Below are 18,306 nucleotides of genomic sequence, written 5' to 3' on the forward strand. Positions count from 1 at the left end.
ACCATGAACCACGTCGAAAACCCTCCTAAGGCGCCGAAACCACCCCCGGCTGCGCCGTCGCTTTATGAGCGCCGCAAGCAGATTTATCCAAAGCTGGCGCATGGCAATTTCAGGATGGTGAAATGGGTGGTCATGGCACTGACACTCGGCGCCTACTATATCGTGCCGTGGATCCGTTGGCCGCGTGGGGAAGGTATACCGGACCAGGCTGTGCTGGCCGATTTTGCGGGAGAAAAATTCTACTTTTTCTTCATCACGATCTGGCCGCAGGAGATATTCTATCTCGCCGGATTGCTGATTGTTGCGACGTTCGGCCTGTTCCTTGTGACGTCACTGCTCGGGCGGGTTTGGTGCGGCTATACGTGTCCACAAACGGTATGGACGGATCTCTACATTTGGGTCGAACGGGCATTTGAGGGCGACCGTGCCGCGCGCATGCGGCTGGACAAGGCGCCGTGGTCATTGAACAAGGCCGCTCGCAAGATTGGCAAGCACGCCGTGTGGCTGATTATCGCGTTCCTGACGGGCGGCGCCCTCATCCTGTATTGGCATGACGCTCCAACCATCGCACGCACGTTCTTTACCGGCCAAGCGCCGCTAACGGCTTACTTTTTTGCCGGCATGCTGACCTTGACCACCTACTTCCTTGCAGGCTGGATGCGCGAGCAGGTTTGCACCTATATGTGCCCATGGCCCCGCATCCAGGGGGCCCTGACAGACGAATATGCGCTCAATGTCACCTATCGCTATGATCGTGGTGAGCCGCGTGGCCCGCTGCGCAAGGACCAGGGGTTTGAGGGCCGCGGCGACTGTATCGATTGCAAGCAATGCGTTCAGGTCTGCCCGATGGGTATCGACATCCGCGACGGCGCCCAGCTCGAATGCATTCATTGCGCGCTGTGTATTGATGCGTGCGACGACATCATGAAGCGGGTTGATCGCCCGACCGGGCTGATTGCCTATGATACTGATCTGGCCGTGGCCACACGGGCCGCCGGGGGCAAGCCTGTTTACAAACTGCTTCGAGCGCGAACGCTGCTATACTCGATCCTCATGTTGGCCATCAGCGGATTGATACTCTTTGGGCTGGCAAACGAGCCAACTTTCGAAATCAATGTCCTCAAGGACCGCTCGCCACCTTTCGTCCAATTGGCCGACGGCGACGTTCGCAACGGCTACACGCTCAAACTCGTCAACAAGGCGACGACAGCCCGCAACACGACAGTCTCCATTTCCGGGCTGCCCGGCGCTGACTTCCAGATCATTGGCCTGAAGAAACCTGAGGGCACACAGGAACTCGAACTTCCGCTCGAACAATACGGTGTTGACCGGTTCCGGTTGTTGGTCACTGCGCCCGGCGCGTCCTTGCCGCACAGATCGTCGCTGGACATCACGGTCGTGGATCCTGAGACAGGAGAGAGCCATACGAGTTCTGCCGCCTTCGTAACCGCTGGATCCAGATGATGCGCACACTTTCGCCACCTACCAATCCCGAACCCAAGACCCTCAAAGGTCATCATGTCCTGTTTTGGCTGTTGGGTTTTTTCGGCCTGATGTTCGTGGTGAACGGCGTGTTCTTGTGGGCGGCCCTAACTTCGTTTCCGGGTGAGGATGTACGTCATTCCTATCTGCAAGGCCTCCAGTTCAACAAGACAATAAGCTCACGCCAGCATCAGGAGAACAAGGCCTGGAAAGCGGAACTCGGCCTGGTCGCCGAACCCGGTGGCAATGTCCTTGTGGCGCGTATTCTCGACGCGGACGGACTGGCCCTGCCCTCCCGAAATGTCACAGCGGAGTTGAGACGTGCAGCAACTCAGGACAGCGATATCATTCTGGAACTGCTGCCAGTCGGGTCTGGCGAATATCGTGCTGCGCTGCCAATCATGGTGACAGGTGCGTGGCATGTGGCCTTGAGGGCTGACATCGCTGATGGCGATACCGATGCTGGCTTCGAAGCGTCAAAGGTCATCATGGTCAAATGACCCAGGTGGACAATAATCTGGGTGCCGGATGTCCAGCGGGCCTTGCGCCGCCCGAAGCGGCGATTGCGACTGATCCGTCAGCCTTTGTCCGGCGTGTCAAAGGTCAAAACCGCCTGAGCCTGTCGATCCGTGGTGCCAAATGCGGCGCATGCATCAATCGGATTGAATCGGCCGTGACGGCGTTGCCAGGTGTCGAGTCAGCCCGTCTGAACCTGTCGACAGGTGGACTTGAGGTCGCGTGGCGAGGCGGACTGACCGCTCTTCCCATCGTGCAGGCCATCAGTTCGTTGGGTTATGGCGTTGCGCCACAGGACCAGGGCAACAGCATCACGGATGAGCAGCGCGAAGAACGAAGCCTGCTTATTGCGCTGGGTGTTGCTGGGTTCGCAACGGCCAACATCATGCTTCTCTCTGTGTCTGTGTGGGCGGGAAGCGGGGAAATGGGAACCTCTACCCGGATGATGCTGCACGGCTTTTCCGGGCTGATCGCGTTCCCCACCATCCTGTTTTCCGGGCGCGTGTTCTTCCGGTCCGCCTGGAATGTTCTCAAGCATGGCCACGCGAATATGGATGTGCCGATATCGCTCGCCCTGATCATCGCGTTTTGCGTGAGCGTGTCTGAAACATTGAGGGGTGGGGAGCACGCTTATTTCGATGCATCGGTAATGCTGCTGTTCTTTCTCTTGATCGGACGTTTCCTCGACGCGCGCGTCCGCCGGAAAGCTCACATGTCTGCGCGCGACCTGGCGGCAATGGCGCATCGTAGCGTCACACGTTTGGGAGAAGATGGCGAAGCACGGTCCGTTCGCGCAAGCGAGATCCGTCCGGGCGACCGGATTCTCCTCGCACCTGGCGAACAAGCTGTCGTCGACATGCAGGTGGATAAGGGCCTGTCCGAAGTCGATGAGAGCATGGTGACAGGTGAGAGTGTTCCACGTACTGCGAGCCAGGGCATGAACTTGTTGGCTGGCACAGTGAACCTCTCTCAACCTCTGACAGGTCGTGCCATCGCGGCGGCGAGCGACTCCCTTTTATCAGACATTGCCCGCATGCTGGATGCCGGTGAACAGCGCCGGTCGACCTACCGGAAGATCGCTGACCGCGCTGTCTCGCTGTACGTTCCTTTCGTCCATACATCTGCGCTGCTGGCGTTCATTGGCTGGCTGATGGTGGGTATGAGTGCGAACGAGGCATTGCTGATAGGCGTTTCGACACTGATTATCACCTGCCCGTGTGCGCTGGCTCTCGCCGCGCCCGTGACCCAGGTGGTCGCGTCGGGACGGCTGTTTCGCGCAGGCACATTCCTGAAGTCCGGAGACGCGCTGGAGCGATTGGCGCAATGCGACTACATCATTTTCGACAAGACCGGCACACTGACATTGGGCACGCCGCGTCTTGCCGACGACGTCTCACCGGACGTGCTCAGCGATGCCGCACAACTGGCGCGGGCCAGCCGGCATCCATTGTCTCGCGCGCTCGTCGAGGCTGCAGGTCCTGGACCTATTGCATCTGATGTCCGGGAATTCCCCGGTCTTGGCCTTGAGGGCACTATTGAAGGCGTCACCTGCAGGCTCGGTTCGGCTGAATGGGTCGACGCAGACATTGATGTCGCCTCCAGCAGCTCCCTCTGGTTTGCCAAGGGCAACGACACACCTGTTCGGTTCCATTTCCACGACCATATTCTCGACGATGCAGCCGAAACGATCCGGGCATTGCAACAGGCCGGATACGGAATGGAAATCCTTTCGGGCGACCGCGCAGAAACAGTCGCCGATGTTGCCGGAATGCTGGGTATCAATAACTGGTCCGCCAAGGCGTCCCCGCGCGACAAGGTCCGGCGTCTGGAGGCCTTACAGGCGGAGGGCCGCCGCGTTCTGATGATCGGGGATGGCTTGAACGATGCCGGGGCGCTCGCGCTCGCCAATGCGTCTGTCACGCCGGGCGGGGCCATGGACATTAGCCGGTCTGCCAGTGACGCTGTCTATTCCGGCGGTCTCGCGTCCCTGCCCCGGCTTATCTCGGTCGCAAAGCAGGCGCGCTCTGTGATGCTGCAGAATTTCGCATTCGCCGCCGCTTACAATATTGTTGCGGTTCCCGTCGCCATCAGTGGCCATGCGACACCCCTTGTCGCAGCGATTGCGATGTCGGCGTCGTCCATCCTGGTATCGTTGAATGCACTGCGCCTGAACGCAATGGCGGAGCGCCTGTAATGGCCGGGCTGTTGTTCCTCATTCCCATCGCGCTCGGCATGGGCCTGATTGGCCTGGTCGCCTTCCTGTGGGCCGCGAAGTCTGGCCAGTTTGACGACCCGGACGGCGCGGCCAGCCGCATCCTCGTGGACGAAGATCGCCCGCTTCCACCTAGTGAAAGTCGCGGCTCCGGGGAATGATCCTCACATTTCGCGGGTGTCGGTGCATGTCGCCATGCTCGCCCGGTCCGCGCCCTTCCTGTACCGCCCGCTTCACTTCATCCGCATTGGCCAGCACGCCTTTCAATGGGTCGGACATGTGTTCTTCCGACAATAATGTGAGGTCAGCGGTGCGGTCGATCAACTGCTCTGCGACGATGTGGGTGACATTGTCAGCCGACTGCACGCGCCCGCGCACGGACAGGATACGCGCGCCCATGACGATTGGCCGATAGCGTTCCATGACGCGTTTCCAGACAACCAGGTTGGCGATGCCCGTCTCGTCCTCGATCGTAATGAAGACGACCCCGCTGGCCGAACCCGGACGCTGGCGCACGAGCACCAGGCCGCATGTCTCCACGCGCCAGCCATCCGGCATGCCAACGGCCTCGGCCGTCGTCAGGATACGCCGGGAACTGTAAAGCGGACGCAGGAATTGCAACGGGTGGTCCTTAAGCGAAAGCCGGGTTGTCTGGTAATCCTGAATGACTTGTTCGGAATCGGGCATCCGGGGCAGATGCGTCACAATATCTGCACCCTGCTCGGCGGCGTCTGCCGCCGCGAAGAGGGGCAGCGCCTTTCCGGCAGTGTCGCCCCTGACTGCCCATAGCGCCTCGCGTCGTGACAGGCCCAACGACCCGAACGCATCTGCGGCGGCGAGCAATTCCATCGTGCGTCGCGACAGGCCTGATCGCAGGCGTACTTCTTCCAGCGTATCGAACCCCTGCCCCCGCGCGCGCATCAGCGCTTCCATCTCATCTTCGCGCACGCCGTCGACCTGCCGGAATCCGAGTCGTACGGCGGTCAGGCCATCACTGGCGCCCAGAGGCTCCAGCGTATTGTCCCAGTCAGAGTAGTTCACATCAACAGGCCGCACGTCCACGCCATGTTCGCGTGCATCCCGTACGATCTGGGCCGGCGCATAGAAGCCCATCGGCTGGCTGTTCAGCAATGCGGCGCAGAACACGTCCGGGTGATGGCATTTCAGCCAGGACGAGACATAGACGAGCAAGGCGAATGAGGCCGCATGGCTTTCAGGGAAACCATATTCGCCGAAGCCCTTCACCTGGTCGAAACAACGCTGTGCAAACTCCGGCTGGTACCCGCGCGCGGTCATGCGCGACACCATCATGTCCTCATAATTCTGGATCGTGCCGACCTTGCGAAACGTCGCCATGGCGCGGCGCAGGCCATTGGCTTCGTCGGGTGTGAATTTGGCCGCGTCGATGGATATTTGCATGGCCTGTTCCTGGAACAGCGGCACGCCCAGCGTGCGCTGCAGGATCTTTGCTAGTTCATCCGGCGGGCCCTGCTCGGGTGCGGGGCGCGGGTAGCGAACGGTTTCCAGTCCCTTCCGGCGTCGCAGGTAGGGATGCACCATGTCCCCCTGGATGGGTCCGGGCCGGACAATGGCGACCTCAATGACAAGGTCGTAGAATGTACGTGGCCTGAGGCGCGGCAACATGTTCATCTGGGCCCTGCTTTCGACCTGGAACACACCGAGGCTGTCGCCTTCGCACAGCATGTCATAGGTCGCCGTATCGCTCGCCGGAATGGTTGCCAGATTGAATCTCTGGCCCTTGTGGGCCTCGATGAAGTCGAAAGCCTTGCGGATGCAGGTCAGCATGCCGAGGGCGAGCACATCGACCTTCAGGATGCCGAGAGCGTTGATGTCGTCCTTGTCCCACTCGATGAAGGTCCGGTCCGGCATGGCCGCATTGCCGATCGGTACCGTTTCCACGAGCGGTCCGCGCGTCAGCACGAAACCGCCGACATGCTGGGACAAATGCCGCGGGAATCCGATCAGCTGCCGTGTCAGGGCAATGGCCCGCCGGATCATCGGGCTGGCGGGATCAAGGCCGGCCTGCGCGATCTGGGACGCCGGAATGTCGTTGCCCCAGCTGCCCCAGACGCAGCTGGCGAGCGCCGTGGAAATATCCTCTGTCAGGCCGAGTGCCTTGCAGACCTCGCGAACGGCTGAGCGGGGACGGTAGGAGATGACTGTTGCGGTCAGGGCAGCGCGGTGGCGCCCGTAGCGCTGATAGACATACTGAATCACTTCCTCGCGCCGCTCGTGCTCGAAGTCGACATCGATGTCGGGGGGCTCCTTCCGCTCTCGCGAGAGGAAGCGCTCGAACAGGAGGCTGGTTTCCGCAGGATCCACACTGGTGATGCCAAGGCAGAAGCAGACGGCAGAATTGGCGGCAGAGCCGCGCCCCTGACAGAGAATGTCCTGCGAACGGGACCAGGCGACGATGTCGTTCACGGTCAGGAAATAAGGCGCATAGGAAAGCTCATCGATCAGGTCGAGTTCCTTGGCCAGTTGGGCCCGGATACGCGCTGGAATTCCGGTCGGGTAACGCCAGTCGGCGCCTTGCCATGTCAGGTATTCGAGATGGTGCTGCGGCGTCGACCCGGGCGGGACGGGTTCGTCGGGATATTCGTAGGCAAGTTCGTCGAGACTGAATTTGCACCGCGCGACGATCTCCAGCGTGCGTGTCAAGGCAGGCTCGAACCCCTTGAAAAGTCGGGCCATTTCTTCCGGCGCCTTGAGGTGGCGCTCGGCGTTCGCCTCGAGACGGAACCCCGCGGTATCGATGGTGCAATGCTCGCGGATGCAGGTAATGACGTCCTGCAGGGGGCGACGGGCGGCTGTGTGGTAGAGAATATCATTGATAGCGATCATCGGGACGCCGCAGCGCGCTCCAAGGTTCGCGAGACGGGCCAGGTGTTCGCGGTTGCGGCCCTGAAAAGCGTAGCGGGCAGCGATGTAGAGAGACCCTGGCCAAAGCCCGGCCAGATGCTGCAGCGTTGTCTCGAAAGCCGCAGCCGGGCGCTCTGGCGGCAATACGATGAACACCTGGCCTTCGCTGGCGGCGGCAATATCCGCGAGGGTGATGTGACAGTCGCCCTTCTCCGTCCGCAGCTTGCCGTCTGACAGCAGGCGCGAGAGACGGCCATAGGCGGCGCGGTCCGTCGGGTAGCAGATGAGTTCGGGGCCGTCCTGCGGGACAAGGCGCGCGCCCACCAGCAGGCGCATACCCGCCGCCTTGGCTGCAAGGTGGGCCCTGACGACACCTGCAAGCGTATTGCGGTCAGCCACGCCGATCGCGGCAAGGCCGAGGTCCCGTGCCCTGTTGACCAGTTCCTCGGCGTGGGATGCGCCGTGGAGAAAGGAGAAATTCGTGGTCACGGCAAGTTCGGCATACCGGCTCATGCGAAAAGGCCCTGCACGTACCATTCGGGCGAAGCGCCACGGTCGTCATCATAGAGGCCATCACGGAACAGCCAGTAACGCCCTCCCTTGCTGTCCTCGACCCGGTAATAGTCTCGGGCGCGTGGCATTTTCCCAGTACCAGCTACAGGCGGAAGGCTGCGCCACCATTCGGGATTGATGCGTTCCGGGCCGTCGGCGCGCGAGACAGTCCGCACGACACGGCGCCAGACAAAGCGCAGTGGCGGGCCGTCCGGCACCTCGGCAATGACGTCGACTCGTTCGGGATGGGAAAGCATGCGGACGGGGCGCGGGCCGGTGGTGGCAGGGGTGTGGGACGGGGGTGGCAGGGCGCCGTCATAGGGGTGCCAGTGCTCGGCCCGCTCGGGCGCGTGGCTCTCCTGCGGCGTGTTCACCTGAACGCTGCCCGCGCCAAGCTTCGCAACGATCCTGTCGGCGAGGGCTGCCAGCGCGGCCTCATCCGTGTCGCTGGCCGCGAGGTCGCCCGAGAGGGCCACGGCGCTGACGCTCATCGGTCCGGTGCGGCGGGCTTCAAGAAGGAGAAGATCGATCCCGAAGCCGGGGTCGATACTGTCCAGTGTTTCGCGGAACAGGCGCAGGATGTGTGCGGGTGCCCGCACCGACCGGGCGGCGGTGACGGATAGACTGGAGACAGCACCGTCAGACTTGAAGGCGTGGAAGGCAAAGGTGCGCGCGCCCTGGCCAAGGTGGGTAAGGTCCGCGCAAAGGGTTTCCGTAAGCTGCCGGAGTCCTTCTTCTATTCCTTCACTGCTGGCGATGGGTTCAGGACACGGCAGGCGCGCCGCATGGGCGGGCGGCGGCTGCAGGGGGCGGAGCGGTTCGATGCGCAACCCAAGCGCCTGGTCGAGCCGGAGGCAGGCGGCATCGGCCATCTCGCGGGACTGGAAGCGCCGGGCGAGTGCCTTGCGATCAATGCCGTAGAGCTGTCCGATCCGGGTGAGGCCGAAGCGGCGTAGCAGGGTTACAGCCTCGTTTGAAAGGCGAAGTGCGGCGACCGGCAGTTCAGCCAGCCCGTCACGCTCTGTCTCTTCCGGCAGCAATGCCGGGACGCCTTCCCTTGCCGCTGCACGCGCGAGGGCCGAGGCAGCGCCGGGCGTGCCGGCGAGGCCGATCCTGTGTGTATAGCCAGCGCGTGTCAGGCGCTGCGAGAGAGCCGTTGCCATGGCTGTCTCGCCGCCATGCAAGTGGTCGCAGCCGGTTGTTTCGAGCATCAGGCCATCCAGGCCATCAAGCGCTGTCAGCGGTGTCCAGCGGACCATCCAGGCGGCGAGCGCCCGCAGGCCACGTGCGTCAGCCTCCCGGTCAATCTCTCCGGACAGGAGCTGTGGCGCACGGGCGCGGGCATCGGTGAAGCGCAAGCCGGGTGTAATACCTAGGTTCAGGGCGGTGCGATTGGCCGCCGCAACGACAAGGCCCGCCTGCCCGCTTTCGGTCAGGACGAAGGGGGGTGGCTCAGCTGGCCCGGAGGATGCCGGACGCATCGGACGGCCCACGGCGTGGAGGCGCTGGCGGCGCAACCTGTCCAGCGGCCAGTCCGGAAACCATAGTGAGAGATAGCGTTTCATCGTTCCACTCAAGGTCAAAGCTGCGCCCGGCAAGATGCGGGGCGGTACGGGAGCGCTCGAGAACGGCGTGCCAGCGGGGGGCGCCGGGCGCGCGGGAGTCGTAGTGGTTGGAGGCGGAAGATCTGGGAGCGACGCGCCAGCGTGCCTCGGCGGCGGTTGCCCCCTCCCTTCCATAGGGCATCAGGAGGATCACGGGCACGCCGTGCCGGCCAGAGGCAAGCGCGAGGCGGCGCGTGGCGGTAAAATCAGCGCCGGATATCTCGGCGACGACAAGGGAGACGGCGCTGGAGGCAATGGCTTCCTCGATGGTCCATAGCGCGTCAGCCAGCTTGCCGGGCCGCACGACCAGCCGGGGCGTATGACGGGCAGAGAAAGCCCGCAGGGCGCTGTCAGGCACATGGCCGTGTTCCAGGCCGAGTCCCGCCTGCGTGACCCAGAGAATGGCCCCTGCCCTGTTGGCGTTGCATCCCTCGGCGCGGGCCGCGAGGGCAAAGCCGGTCAGCGCTGGCATGTCCCCGAAACGGGCCTCTGCCAGTTCATGCACGCCGGTCTGGGCCAGGCCGAAAGGAAAGACGGCGCGCACGGGCGGGCGCGCCGTCTGGGCACGTACGATGCCTTTCGCCTTGAGGGTTGCGAGGTCCATATGTTCTTATTTTGTTCTTTAGCTTCAGAGTCAAGCTGAGGCGTGGATTCAGAGGTGAAAATCCGGCAGCCAGGCGGACAACAAGGCCTGCTTGGCGCGCAGGTCATCCGCCGCCTGCTGGTGTGTCCTGTGCAGGAAGCGGATGCGGTCGCCCGGGCGGACCTGACCGAGCAGGTGCCGGTCGGCGCGGACGACCTGCAGGAGGTGGGCATACCCGCCGGTTGTCTGGGCGTCCGCGAGAAGCAGGAAACCACGACCTCCGGGGGGGAGTTGCAGAGCGCCGGGGAAGATGGCGGCACTTGGATGGCTCGCGTCCTCTGGAAGGCGGGGAAAGGCGCCCGCGAGTTCGACACCCATGCGGCTGGCGCGCTGCGTAGCTGTGAAAGTTTCATCCCATATGCGACTGGCTGAGGCTGGAAAGTCCGGCCCTTCCACGGCACGTAATGCGTAGCTGTTGCTGAAGACGGGTTGCAGGCCTGCCGGCGTCTCCAGGGGTGTGGCGGCGCGGACCGAGGCGAACCCGACCGTGTCGCCGGCCTTGAGTGCCCTGCCCTCATGCCCGCCGAGCGCCGCCGGGAGATAGGTCGATGTCGACCCGAGGAAGACATTGGCTTCGATCGCTGCGGCGATGGCGACGTAGACGCGGCAACCCTGCCGCGCCGGCGCGACCTGAAGTTCGTCGCCCGCCTGAGCCGTATGAGTGATGTGAGGGGCAATCACCCGTCCTGCCAGCGTCAGTGCAGATTGCGCACCTGTGACGGCAAAGCTGGCAGGTGCGTCAAACCGGATCAAGGCGCCGCCAAAGGTGATCTCGATGGCCGTCGCATCGCTGGCACTGCCGACAAGGCGATTGGCAAGGGCCATGGACAATGGATCGGCCGGACCGCTGGCGGGCACACCGAGATGGCGGCTGCCTGTTCGCGGCGCGCCCTGGAGCGTCGTCTGGATGCCGGGTTGGAGGATGGCCAGGGTCATGACGCGGCGGCGTCGACCAGTTGGACCTGCATGCCTGGTTGCAGATGGAAGGGATTCTCGGAAGTGGCGTCAAACAGGGAAAGCGTGGTCCGGCCGATGATTGGCCAGCCGCCAGGGCCTGCCAGCGCATAGAGGCCGCACTGGCCCGTAATGAGGCCGATGGATCCTGCCGGAACCTGTTGGCGCGGCTGCAGGAGGCGTGGAATTTCAATCGTGTCGTCCAGACCCGACATGTAAGCAAAACCGGGTGTGAAACCGAGCATGTCGACCTGCAGCGGCTTTGCAAGGAGACGGGAAACTACCTCGGCTTCAGACAGGCCTGTCCGGTTGGAAATGCCGGCGAGATCCGGGCCGTTTTCGCCTCCGAAACAGACCGGCAGCTCGACCGATTCGAGGGTGTGGGACGTCGGTGGCGCGGGGGTGGCAAGGGTGTGGGAGAGGTGCGCCAGGGCCTCGGCCGGGGTACGCTTGAGCGGATCGAACTGAACGATCACATCCCGGCGACCCGGAACGACCTCGAGCCAGTCTCCCGTGGATTGAAGTTGCCGTGTTCGCGCGAAGCGCGTGTCCCTGTCAGGTGCCGCGAGACGCAATGCATCGTCGCCGCAGAAGGTGATGCCGGGCGCTGTCATGGTTCGACGGCAGAGACCGTGATACCGGCATGCTGGAGCGCGTCTCGAATGTTGCGCGCGCTGGCGAGGGCGCCGGGTGTGTCGCCATGAACGCAGATTGTCCGGACAGGGAGGGCGATGGTCTCGCCGGTGCGGGTGGTGACGGTGCCGGTCCGGGCGATCTGGACGGCCTGCCGGATCCGGTCCGCGTCGGCCTCGATGACCGCGCCGTCCATGGCGCGCGGGGTGAGGCTGCCGGATGACTCATAGGTGCGATCGGCAAAGCCTTCCGGGAGGTAGGCGAGACCGGCAGAGTCAGCTGCCGCCTGCAGCCGGGAATTCGGCGGGCCGACAAGGAGCGGAATGCGCGACTGGATCGTCACGTCGACAATCGTACGCGAGATGTCGTCATCCCGTGCCGCCGTATTGTAGAGGGCGCCATGGGGTTTGAGGTGGGAAATCGTCACGCCACGTTCGCGGGCGATGGCAGCAAGGGCGCGGACCTGATTCAGCAAGGTTGCGCTGAGCTCGACCCGGGACAATTTCATTTCCTGACGGCCAAAGCCTTCGCGGTCGGGATAGGATGGGTGCGCGCCGATCCGGACGTTTCGGGCGTCTGCGGCCTTGACCGTTGCGGCCATGCTTTCCTGATCGCCTGCATGGCCGCCACAGGCTATGCTGCAGCGGGTGACGACATCCAAAATTGCACGGTCGAGGGCGCGGCCATTGGCGCCGGGCAATTCACCGATATCGGCATTGAGGCAGATCGCTTTCGTCATGGCCACACTCCAAGCGCGCGCAAGACGAGGCGCAGGCCGAGGCCAAGTGTAATGAGAATGACGCCGCCGCCGAGTAGGTTGGCAACCGGCCCGTTGACCTTGTCGCCAAGGAGCGTGCGACGGTTCATGGCAACGAGCAGGACGATGGCGACCACCGGGAGGAGGATTCCGTTGGCGACCTGTGCAATGAGGATGATGCTGATGGGCTTGTAGCCGACGAGCGCGACGAGTGTGCCGATGACGAGGATGGCGAGGGCGACGCCCTTGAAAAGCGGCCCGCCGCGTGGCTTGCCGGCGATCTCGCTGAGCGCATAGGCGGTGGCGAGCGGCGCCGTGATGGACGAGGTGAGACCTGCCGCGAAGAGGCCGATGCCGACAAGGTAGCGAGCTGCTTCGCCATAGGTTGGTGCAATGGCCCCAGCCATGTCTGCAGCGCTCGATACCTGCTGGCCGCTGGCAAACAGGCTGGAGGCAGCCGTTGTGAGGATCAGGATCGAGATGAGACCGCCGAGGCCTACGGAGACGCGCGTGTCAGCCTGCGCTTCGCCCAAAGCCTGCGGCGTGGCGCCCGGCCAGTGTTCGCGCGCCGAGGCGGCGTGGAGGAACAGGTTGTAGGGCACGATCGTGGTGCCGATGAGCGCGATGGATGTCAGGAGGCCGCCCTCAGGCACCCGCGGGACGAGCCCGCCCAACATGGCGCCGATGTCGGGCCGGACGAGTATGGCACTGCCAGCGAAAGCGAGGCTCATGACAATGACCAGGGCAACAAGCAGGCGCTGGATAAGCTGGTAGCGCCCAAACACGAGCACGGCGCCTGCGACCGACGCGAGGACGAGCACGATGATCCGGCGGGTTTCGATGCCCTCCCCGATGATCGCTTCGAGGCCGAGCGCCCCGCCGGACAGGTTTCCGGCTTCATAGGCGGCATTGCCGAGGGCGAGCGCGGCGAGGACCAGACCAGCCGCCCCCCATTTCAGGAACGGGTTGCCTGTGCCGCTGACCAAGGCTTCGCCAAGGCCGATACGGCCCATGACGCCGAGCCGGGCCGCCATGTCCTGCAGGATGATGGTCGCGACCGTGGCGAACACAAGCGCCCAGATAAGAGCGAAACCGAAATTCGCGCCCGCAAGCGTGCAGGCCGTGACGGTACCGGGGCCGATGAAGGCGGCTGCGACGAGTGCGCCGGGACCGATAGGAAGTTTCATTCCGGGCTGATCCCGCGACGGGTTTCGAGATAGGTCGCAAAGCTGGCGAGCCAGTGACTGCCGGAATAGTGTTCGTCGCTGACGGCGGCGATCCCGGTTTGCTTGTGCACGTCCGCAGCGGCGAGAAGCGACGGGATGCGGGGGTCGCCAGCGGGCAGCGCACTGGCGATGCCTTCCAGTGCCCAGGCGCGCGACAGGTTCACACCGTCAAGGTGGACGAGCTTGCCATCTGTCGGGTCCAGCACGACGCCGGGCAGCAGCCAGTCTGACCTGTCATTGGTCGGGATTTGCGGCAGGAAGGCTTTCAGCCATTCGGCATACTGGTCTGATGGCATCACGCGGCGCATCAGGTCGGCTTCCATCAGGCAGGGCGAGAGAAAGTCTTCGCCAGACGGTTCATAGGCGAGTGGGCAATTGACGTCGCTGGAATGGAATTCGAGGACTTTCTGGGTCAGCTGCGCGTTGAACGCGCCGGAATTGTTGGCCCTGGCCCAGTCCAGCATCAGGCCGAAGGCGAAGGCGGTTTGGTTGTGGGTGCCAAGGCGGATCGGATAGGCGAGCTTGGTGAGCCAGGTTGATGTTTCGCCGATGATGAAGGTTTCGAGCGGTTCGAGCGTGGTGACCCAGGTGGCCGCTTCCGGCAGGTTGGATTCGCGCAGCTCGGTCATCAGCTGCAGGAACCAGGCTGTGCCATAGGGCCGCTCGAAGCTCGCACGGTCGGCCCCCTGGAAATAGGCGATCTCGCCCGCGATGTTTCCCGGGGTGAAGCTGTGACCGAGCGCAGCGACAATTGCGTCGCGATAGGGCGTGTCGGGATCGGTATTCAAGATGCGGGCGAGCAACCAGTGCCCGTGGACCGAGGAATGCCAGTCGAAGCAGCCATAGAAAGCCGGATGCAGCTGGCGCGGCGTGGCCGCGTCGGCATCGCTGTTCATGACGTGACTGATCTTGTTCGGGTATTCCTTGTGGACGCACTGGAGCGCCATGCGGGCAAAGCGGTCGGTGACGATGCTGTCGCGCGATTCTGGCAGAGCGATTTCAGGCGCGGGCACAGGGGCCTCCGTTTCGGGCGGCGTCGACGGCGCGCAGGCGACGAGCATGAGGGCAGTCAGGCCTATGAGCAGGTGACGGGTCACGCAGGGTCCTCCGGCGGTTTGGGCAGGTTCTTGCGTATAAGGGGTGATGCCCGCGGGCAAGGCCCCTGCCCTAGATGTGAAGCGCCCTGCCGTCGGCGTCGAGCACGGCTTCGTGCATGGTTTCCGAGATGGTGGGGTGCGCGAAGATGGTGTGGGCGAGATCCACGTCCGTGAGTTCACCCTGACGGGCGATGACATAGCCCTGGATCAGTTCGGTGACTTCCGCGCCGATCATATGCGCGCCGAGGAGTTCGCCTGTCTTCTTGTCGAACACGGTTTTGACCATGCCATTGGTTTCGCCCATGGCGATGGCCTTGCCATTGCCGATGAAGGGGAAGCGTCCGACCTTCACGTCGTAGCCTTTTTCCTTTGCAGCCGCCTCGGTGAGGCCGACACTGGCGACCTGCGGGTGGGAATAGGTGCAGCCGGGGACGTTGGACGCATCGAAGGGCTCGACATGGGCCTTGCCGGTGCCGGCGATGGCCTCGACGCAGATGACGCCTTCATGGCTGGCCTTGTGGGCGAGCCAAGGCGGGCCGGTAAGGTCGCCGATGGCGTAAAGGCCGGGGACGCCCGTCTTGCCGAAACCATCGACATTGACGTGGGTCTTCTCGACCTTCACGCCGAGGGCTTCGAGGCCAAGGTTCTCGACATTGCCGACAATGCCGACGGCGAGGATCGCGCGGTCGAATTCCTGCGTCTCCTTCTTGCCGTCCTTGTTGGTGATATCGGCGGTTACCGTGTTCTTGCCAGCTTTCAGGTTTTCGACCTTGGCGCCGGTGATGATGTTGAGGCCCTGTTTCCTGAAATCCTTCTCGGCCAGCGCGGAGATTTCGGCGTCTTCCACGGGCAGGATGCGCGGCAGGACTTCGGCGACGGTCACGTCCGCGCCCAGCTCATTGTAGAAGCTGGCAAATTCGATGCCGATGGCGCCGGAGCCGATGACGAGGAGTCGTTTGGGCATGACGTCGGGCGTCATGGCTTCGCGATAGGTCCAGATCAGCTTGCCGTCGGCGACGAGGCCGGCCTGCGGGATATCGCGGGCGCGGGCGCCGGTGGCGAGCATGACATGCTTGGCCTGGAGGGTGGTGTCCTTGCCGTCCTTGCCCTTGACGATGACCTTGGGTGCAGGGGCGCCCTTCTCGAGACGGGCGGTGCCTTCGATGACGTCGATCTTGTTCTTCTTCATCAGGAACTTGACGCCGCCCGAAAGCTGGCTGGCGACGCCGCGCGAGCGTTTCACCACGGCATCAAGGTCAAAGTCGACCTTGTCGATCTTGAGGCCAAAATCCTTGGCGTTTTTCGCAAGGTGCATGACCTCGGCTGAGCGCAGCAGCGCCTTGGTCGGGATACATCCCCAGTTGAGGCAGATGCCGCCGAGGGCATCGCGCTCGATGATGGCCGTCTTCAGGCCAAGCTGGCTGGCGCGGATCGCGGAGACATAACCGCCGGGGCCGGAGCCAATGACGATGAGGTCGTATTGGGTGGACATCGTCGACATTCCCTTCAAAGTACTTTTCGCGACTCTTTGATTTGCGCTACGAAACGCCTCGTGTTTTCTCGAATTAGAAGTTTGTATTTTCTGAAGCCAGCTTTTCCGACCTTCTCCAAACAGACCGTTATCATGGACTCTCTAGCGGAAGCGATGTCGGAATTCACTTCCCACTTGTGAACAAAATCAAGGATCTCTTCTAGCTGTTCCTCACTGCAGCTTCTAATTCGTAGGCCGTTAATAGCGTGTTCGATTTTTCTCTCTTGCATCAGATACGAAACGAAAACTTCGTTCAGCCACAACTCATCGGCCGACGGATCTTCTCCCAGATCCCCCTTGGGTCTTTCAGGATTTAAGTTTGCTTGATTTACTGCTTCACGCAGAGAAGCGGTCTTTCTAAAGCGGACGATCGCTTTGAGCGAGACAAAAATGGTCAATAGAGAATATGGAATAAAAAGCACCAAGAATGCAATGGACGCGTAGTTCATCTTTGGCTCCGGTGTACAGATGTAGCAATAGCTAACGCCGCAGCATTGCCGGCATTCAATATTCCGAATAAATAGAACACCGCCCCCCAATCATTACCAGACTTAATGCTCCCATTTGCTATGAATAGTGCAAATACTGACACAACAATTCCAAATATACACAGGGAGAAGAACATATTTACGAACCCATTGAACTTGTACTTTTGGGATCTCGATCTTATCACCTCGATGCCATCGAAGCAGGACGCTGCGCAAAGAGTCACGCTCATGAACAAGAATTCGTCAGAAATTTCGAGGCCCACGGTTCCTATTGGATCAGTGCCATGTTCAGCTAAATATTGAAGAAGTGGCACGCTCGAAACTAAAAATAATATGGCTAATTCGCCACCGCGCTTCCAAAGATCACTCATATCTCCCCCAAATGTCTTAAAGCAGCATCGCCTCCGGAGTTTCTACATAACGTTTGAATGCTTGCAACCATTTGGCGCCTTCGGCGCCGCCGATGACGCGGTGGTCGCAGGTGAGGGTGACGCTCATGACCGTGGCAACCGCGAGGTCGCCCTTGGCGTTGACCACCGGGCGCTTCTCCCCTGCCCCGACGGACAGGATCATGCCTTCCGGCGGGTTGATGATCGAGGCGAAGTTGCGGATGCCGAACATGCCGAGATTGGAGATGCTGAACGTGCCGCCGGAATATTCCTGCGGTTTCAGCTTGCGCTCTCGGGCGCGTGCGGCAAGGTCTTTCATCTCTTCGGAAATGTCGGCGAGGCCCTTGCCTTCGGCATTGAAAATGACTGGCGTGATCAGGCCGCCATCAATCGCGACAGCGACCGAGACATGAGCGTGCTTGTGATAGGCAATGCCCTTGTCCGTGTACGATGCGTTGCAGTCCGGTTCGTCCATCAGGGCCATGGCGCAGGCCTTGATGAGAAGGTCATTGACGGAAACCTTGATCCCGTTCGGCGCAGCGGCATTGATGGCCGCACGGCTGGACAGGAGGTGATCGATCTCCAGGTCGATGGTCAGCGGGAAGTGCGGGACCTGCATGAAGCTGGTGGTGAGGCGCTTGGCGACGACCTTGCGGACGCCATCGAGCGGTTTCAGTTCGTAGCTGTCCGGGGCATAGACGCGGTCGTCGAGGATTTGCGGCAGGATAAGGCCGTCAGGCGATCCGGCTCGCGCACCTGCCTGCGCAGGCGATGCGGCAGCCATTCCTGGTTGGGCATTTTCGACATCGCGCTTGATGATGCGGCCGCGGGGGCCGGTGCCTTTGAGCGCGGACAGGTCGATGCCCTTGAGGGACGCGATTCGCTTGGCGAGGGGGCTGGCTTTGATGCGGTTGCCCGAGACCGGCGTGGAGGCCAAAGGCTGACTTCGCGGCGCCGCCCCTGCCTGCGCAGGGGACGCGGGACTCGGTTTCGCTGGCGTGGGCGCGGGTTCGGGCTTCTTGTCATCATTGCCTGAGGCCCCGGCTTTTGCCGGGGGCGCGGATGGTGCGGGTGCCTTCACGGAGGATGCATCTTCGCCCTCTTCGGCGAGGACCGCGATGACGGCGTTGACCTTCACGCCTTCAGTGCCTTCGGCAACAAGGATTTTCGCGACTATGCCTTCATCGACGGCTTCGACTTCCATCGTCGCCTTGTCGGTTTCGATTTCGGCAATCACGTCACCGGATGAGACGGTATCGCCTTCCTTGACGAGCCATTTGGCGAGCGTGCCGTCTTCCATCGTGGGCGAGAGGGCGGGCATGGTGATGTTGATGCTCAT

The 18,306-nt window shown here is 62.4% G+C and carries 15 protein-coding genes; 4 read left to right on the forward strand and 11 right to left on the reverse strand.

Features of this window, described 5'->3' with window-relative positions:
* The first annotated feature begins 3 nt into the window (after window positions 1-3).
* The 4 genes from ccoG to ccoS are packed head-to-tail and all read left to right on the forward strand — an operon-like array spanning window position 4 to window position 4,371.
* Window positions 4-1,464, forward strand: coding sequence for a cytochrome c oxidase accessory protein CcoG (ccoG, locus tag AC0L7I_RS11490; protein WP_473396563.1), 1,461 nt, complete (start codon window positions 4-6; stop codon window positions 1,462-1,464).
* Window positions 1,461-1,982, forward strand: a complete 522-nt coding sequence (locus AC0L7I_RS11495) for a FixH family protein (RefSeq protein WP_473396564.1) — start codon at window positions 1,461-1,463, stop codon at window positions 1,980-1,982. Before ccoG ends, AC0L7I_RS11495 begins: the two co-directional genes overlap by 4 nt.
* Window positions 1,979-4,192: a heavy metal translocating P-type ATPase gene (locus tag AC0L7I_RS11500; protein ID WP_473396565.1), complete on the forward strand. Its 2,214-nt coding sequence runs from the start codon at window positions 1,979-1,981 to the stop codon at window positions 4,190-4,192. The genes AC0L7I_RS11495 and AC0L7I_RS11500 overlap by 4 nt, the downstream gene beginning before the upstream one ends.
* Window positions 4,192-4,371 carry a cbb3-type cytochrome oxidase assembly protein CcoS gene (gene ccoS, locus AC0L7I_RS11505; protein ID WP_473396566.1) on the forward strand — a complete coding sequence of 60 codons (180 nt, stop codon included), beginning with the start codon at window positions 4,192-4,194 and terminating at the stop codon, window positions 4,369-4,371. The genes AC0L7I_RS11500 and ccoS overlap by 1 nt, the downstream gene beginning before the upstream one ends.
* Here the strand turns inward: ccoS and AC0L7I_RS11510 are convergent.
* From AC0L7I_RS11510 to AC0L7I_RS11560, 11 genes are all read right to left on the reverse strand, one after another.
* Window positions 4,343-7,606 carry an error-prone DNA polymerase gene (locus tag AC0L7I_RS11510; RefSeq protein WP_473396567.1) on the reverse strand — a complete coding sequence of 1,088 codons (3,264 nt, stop codon included), beginning with the start codon at window positions 7,604-7,606 and terminating at the stop codon, window positions 4,343-4,345. The two genes, ccoS and AC0L7I_RS11510, sit on opposite strands and share 29 nt — an antisense overlap.
* Window positions 7,603-9,210: a Y-family DNA polymerase gene (locus AC0L7I_RS11515; RefSeq protein WP_473396568.1), complete on the reverse strand. Its 1,608-nt coding sequence runs from the start codon at window positions 9,208-9,210 to the stop codon at window positions 7,603-7,605. Before AC0L7I_RS11515 ends, AC0L7I_RS11510 begins: the two co-directional genes overlap by 4 nt.
* Window positions 9,098-9,853: an ImuA family protein gene (locus tag AC0L7I_RS11520; RefSeq protein ID WP_473396569.1), complete on the reverse strand. Its 756-nt coding sequence runs from the start codon at window positions 9,851-9,853 to the stop codon at window positions 9,098-9,100. Before AC0L7I_RS11520 ends, AC0L7I_RS11515 begins: the two co-directional genes overlap by 113 nt.
* Window positions 9,854-9,901: 48 nt before the next feature.
* On the reverse strand, window positions 9,902-10,828 hold the full coding sequence (locus AC0L7I_RS11525) for a 5-oxoprolinase subunit C family protein (protein WP_473396570.1): 927 nt from the start codon (window positions 10,826-10,828) through the stop codon (window positions 9,902-9,904).
* A complete protein-coding gene (locus tag AC0L7I_RS11530) occupies window positions 10,825-11,460 on the reverse strand; it encodes a 5-oxoprolinase subunit B family protein (RefSeq protein ID WP_473396571.1) in 636 nt (211 codons plus the stop codon). The genes AC0L7I_RS11525 and AC0L7I_RS11530 overlap by 4 nt, the downstream gene beginning before the upstream one ends.
* Window positions 11,457-12,218, reverse strand: a complete 762-nt coding sequence (pxpA, locus tag AC0L7I_RS11535) for a 5-oxoprolinase subunit PxpA (RefSeq protein ID WP_473396572.1) — start codon at window positions 12,216-12,218, stop codon at window positions 11,457-11,459. The genes AC0L7I_RS11530 and pxpA overlap by 4 nt, the downstream gene beginning before the upstream one ends.
* Complete coding sequence (locus AC0L7I_RS11540; protein WP_473396573.1) at window positions 12,215-13,423, reverse strand: Nramp family divalent metal transporter; 1,209 nt, start codon at window positions 13,421-13,423, stop codon at window positions 12,215-12,217. The genes pxpA and AC0L7I_RS11540 overlap by 4 nt, the downstream gene beginning before the upstream one ends.
* Window positions 13,420-14,559, reverse strand: a complete 1,140-nt coding sequence (locus tag AC0L7I_RS11545; RefSeq protein ID WP_473396574.1) for a DUF2891 domain-containing protein — start codon at window positions 14,557-14,559, stop codon at window positions 13,420-13,422. Before AC0L7I_RS11545 ends, AC0L7I_RS11540 begins: the two co-directional genes overlap by 4 nt.
* A 70-nt stretch (window positions 14,560-14,629) precedes the next feature.
* On the reverse strand, window positions 14,630-16,051 hold the full coding sequence (lpdA, locus tag AC0L7I_RS11550) for a dihydrolipoyl dehydrogenase (protein ID WP_473399151.1): 1,422 nt from the start codon (window positions 16,049-16,051) through the stop codon (window positions 14,630-14,632).
* 14 nt (window positions 16,052-16,065) lie between these two features.
* A complete protein-coding gene (locus tag AC0L7I_RS11555; RefSeq protein ID WP_473396575.1) occupies window positions 16,066-16,539 on the reverse strand; it encodes a hypothetical protein in 474 nt (157 codons plus the stop codon).
* 426 nt (window positions 16,540-16,965) lie between these two features.
* Window positions 16,966-18,306, reverse strand: a complete 1,341-nt coding sequence (locus AC0L7I_RS11560; RefSeq protein ID WP_473396576.1) for a pyruvate dehydrogenase complex dihydrolipoamide acetyltransferase — start codon at window positions 18,304-18,306, stop codon at window positions 16,966-16,968.

This window comes from Hyphomonas sp. J20-32 (assembly GCF_055808555.1).

Excerpts from the sequence above, each read along its gene's own strand:
- ccoG (WP_473396563.1), top strand. The coding sequence starts at position 4 with ATGAACCACGTCGAAAACCCTCCTAAGGCGCCGAAACCACCCCCGGCT.
- AC0L7I_RS11495 (WP_473396564.1), top strand. The coding sequence starts at position 1,461 with ATGATGCGCACACTTTCGCCACCTACCAATCCCGAACCCAAGACCCTC.
- AC0L7I_RS11500 (WP_473396565.1), top strand. The coding sequence starts at position 1,979 with ATGACCCAGGTGGACAATAATCTGGGTGCCGGATGTCCAGCGGGCCTT.
- ccoS (WP_473396566.1), top strand. The coding sequence starts at position 4,192 with ATGGCCGGGCTGTTGTTCCTCATTCCCATCGCGCTCGGCATGGGCCTG.
- AC0L7I_RS11510 (WP_473396567.1), bottom strand. The coding sequence starts at position 7,606 with ATGAGCCGGTATGCCGAACTTGCCGTGACCACGAATTTCTCCTTTCTC.
- AC0L7I_RS11515 (WP_473396568.1), bottom strand. The coding sequence starts at position 9,210 with ATGAAACGCTATCTCTCACTATGGTTTCCGGACTGGCCGCTGGACAGG.
- AC0L7I_RS11520 (WP_473396569.1), bottom strand. The coding sequence starts at position 9,853 with ATGGACCTCGCAACCCTCAAGGCGAAAGGCATCGTACGTGCCCAGACG.
- AC0L7I_RS11525 (WP_473396570.1), bottom strand. The coding sequence starts at position 10,828 with ATGACCCTGGCCATCCTCCAACCCGGCATCCAGACGACGCTCCAGGGC.
- AC0L7I_RS11530 (WP_473396571.1), bottom strand. The coding sequence starts at position 11,460 with ATGACAGCGCCCGGCATCACCTTCTGCGGCGACGATGCATTGCGTCTC.
- pxpA (WP_473396572.1), bottom strand. The coding sequence starts at position 12,218 with ATGACGAAAGCGATCTGCCTCAATGCCGATATCGGTGAATTGCCCGGC.
- AC0L7I_RS11540 (WP_473396573.1), bottom strand. The coding sequence starts at position 13,423 with ATGAAACTTCCTATCGGTCCCGGCGCACTCGTCGCAGCCGCCTTCATC.
- lpdA (WP_473399151.1), bottom strand. The coding sequence starts at position 16,051 with ATGTCCACCCAATACGACCTCATCGTCATTGGCTCCGGCCCCGGCGGT.
- AC0L7I_RS11555 (WP_473396575.1), bottom strand. The coding sequence starts at position 16,539 with ATGAACTACGCGTCCATTGCATTCTTGGTGCTTTTTATTCCATATTCT.
- AC0L7I_RS11560 (WP_473396576.1), bottom strand. The coding sequence starts at position 18,306 with ATGAGCATCAACATCACCATGCCCGCCCTCTCGCCCACGATGGAAGAC.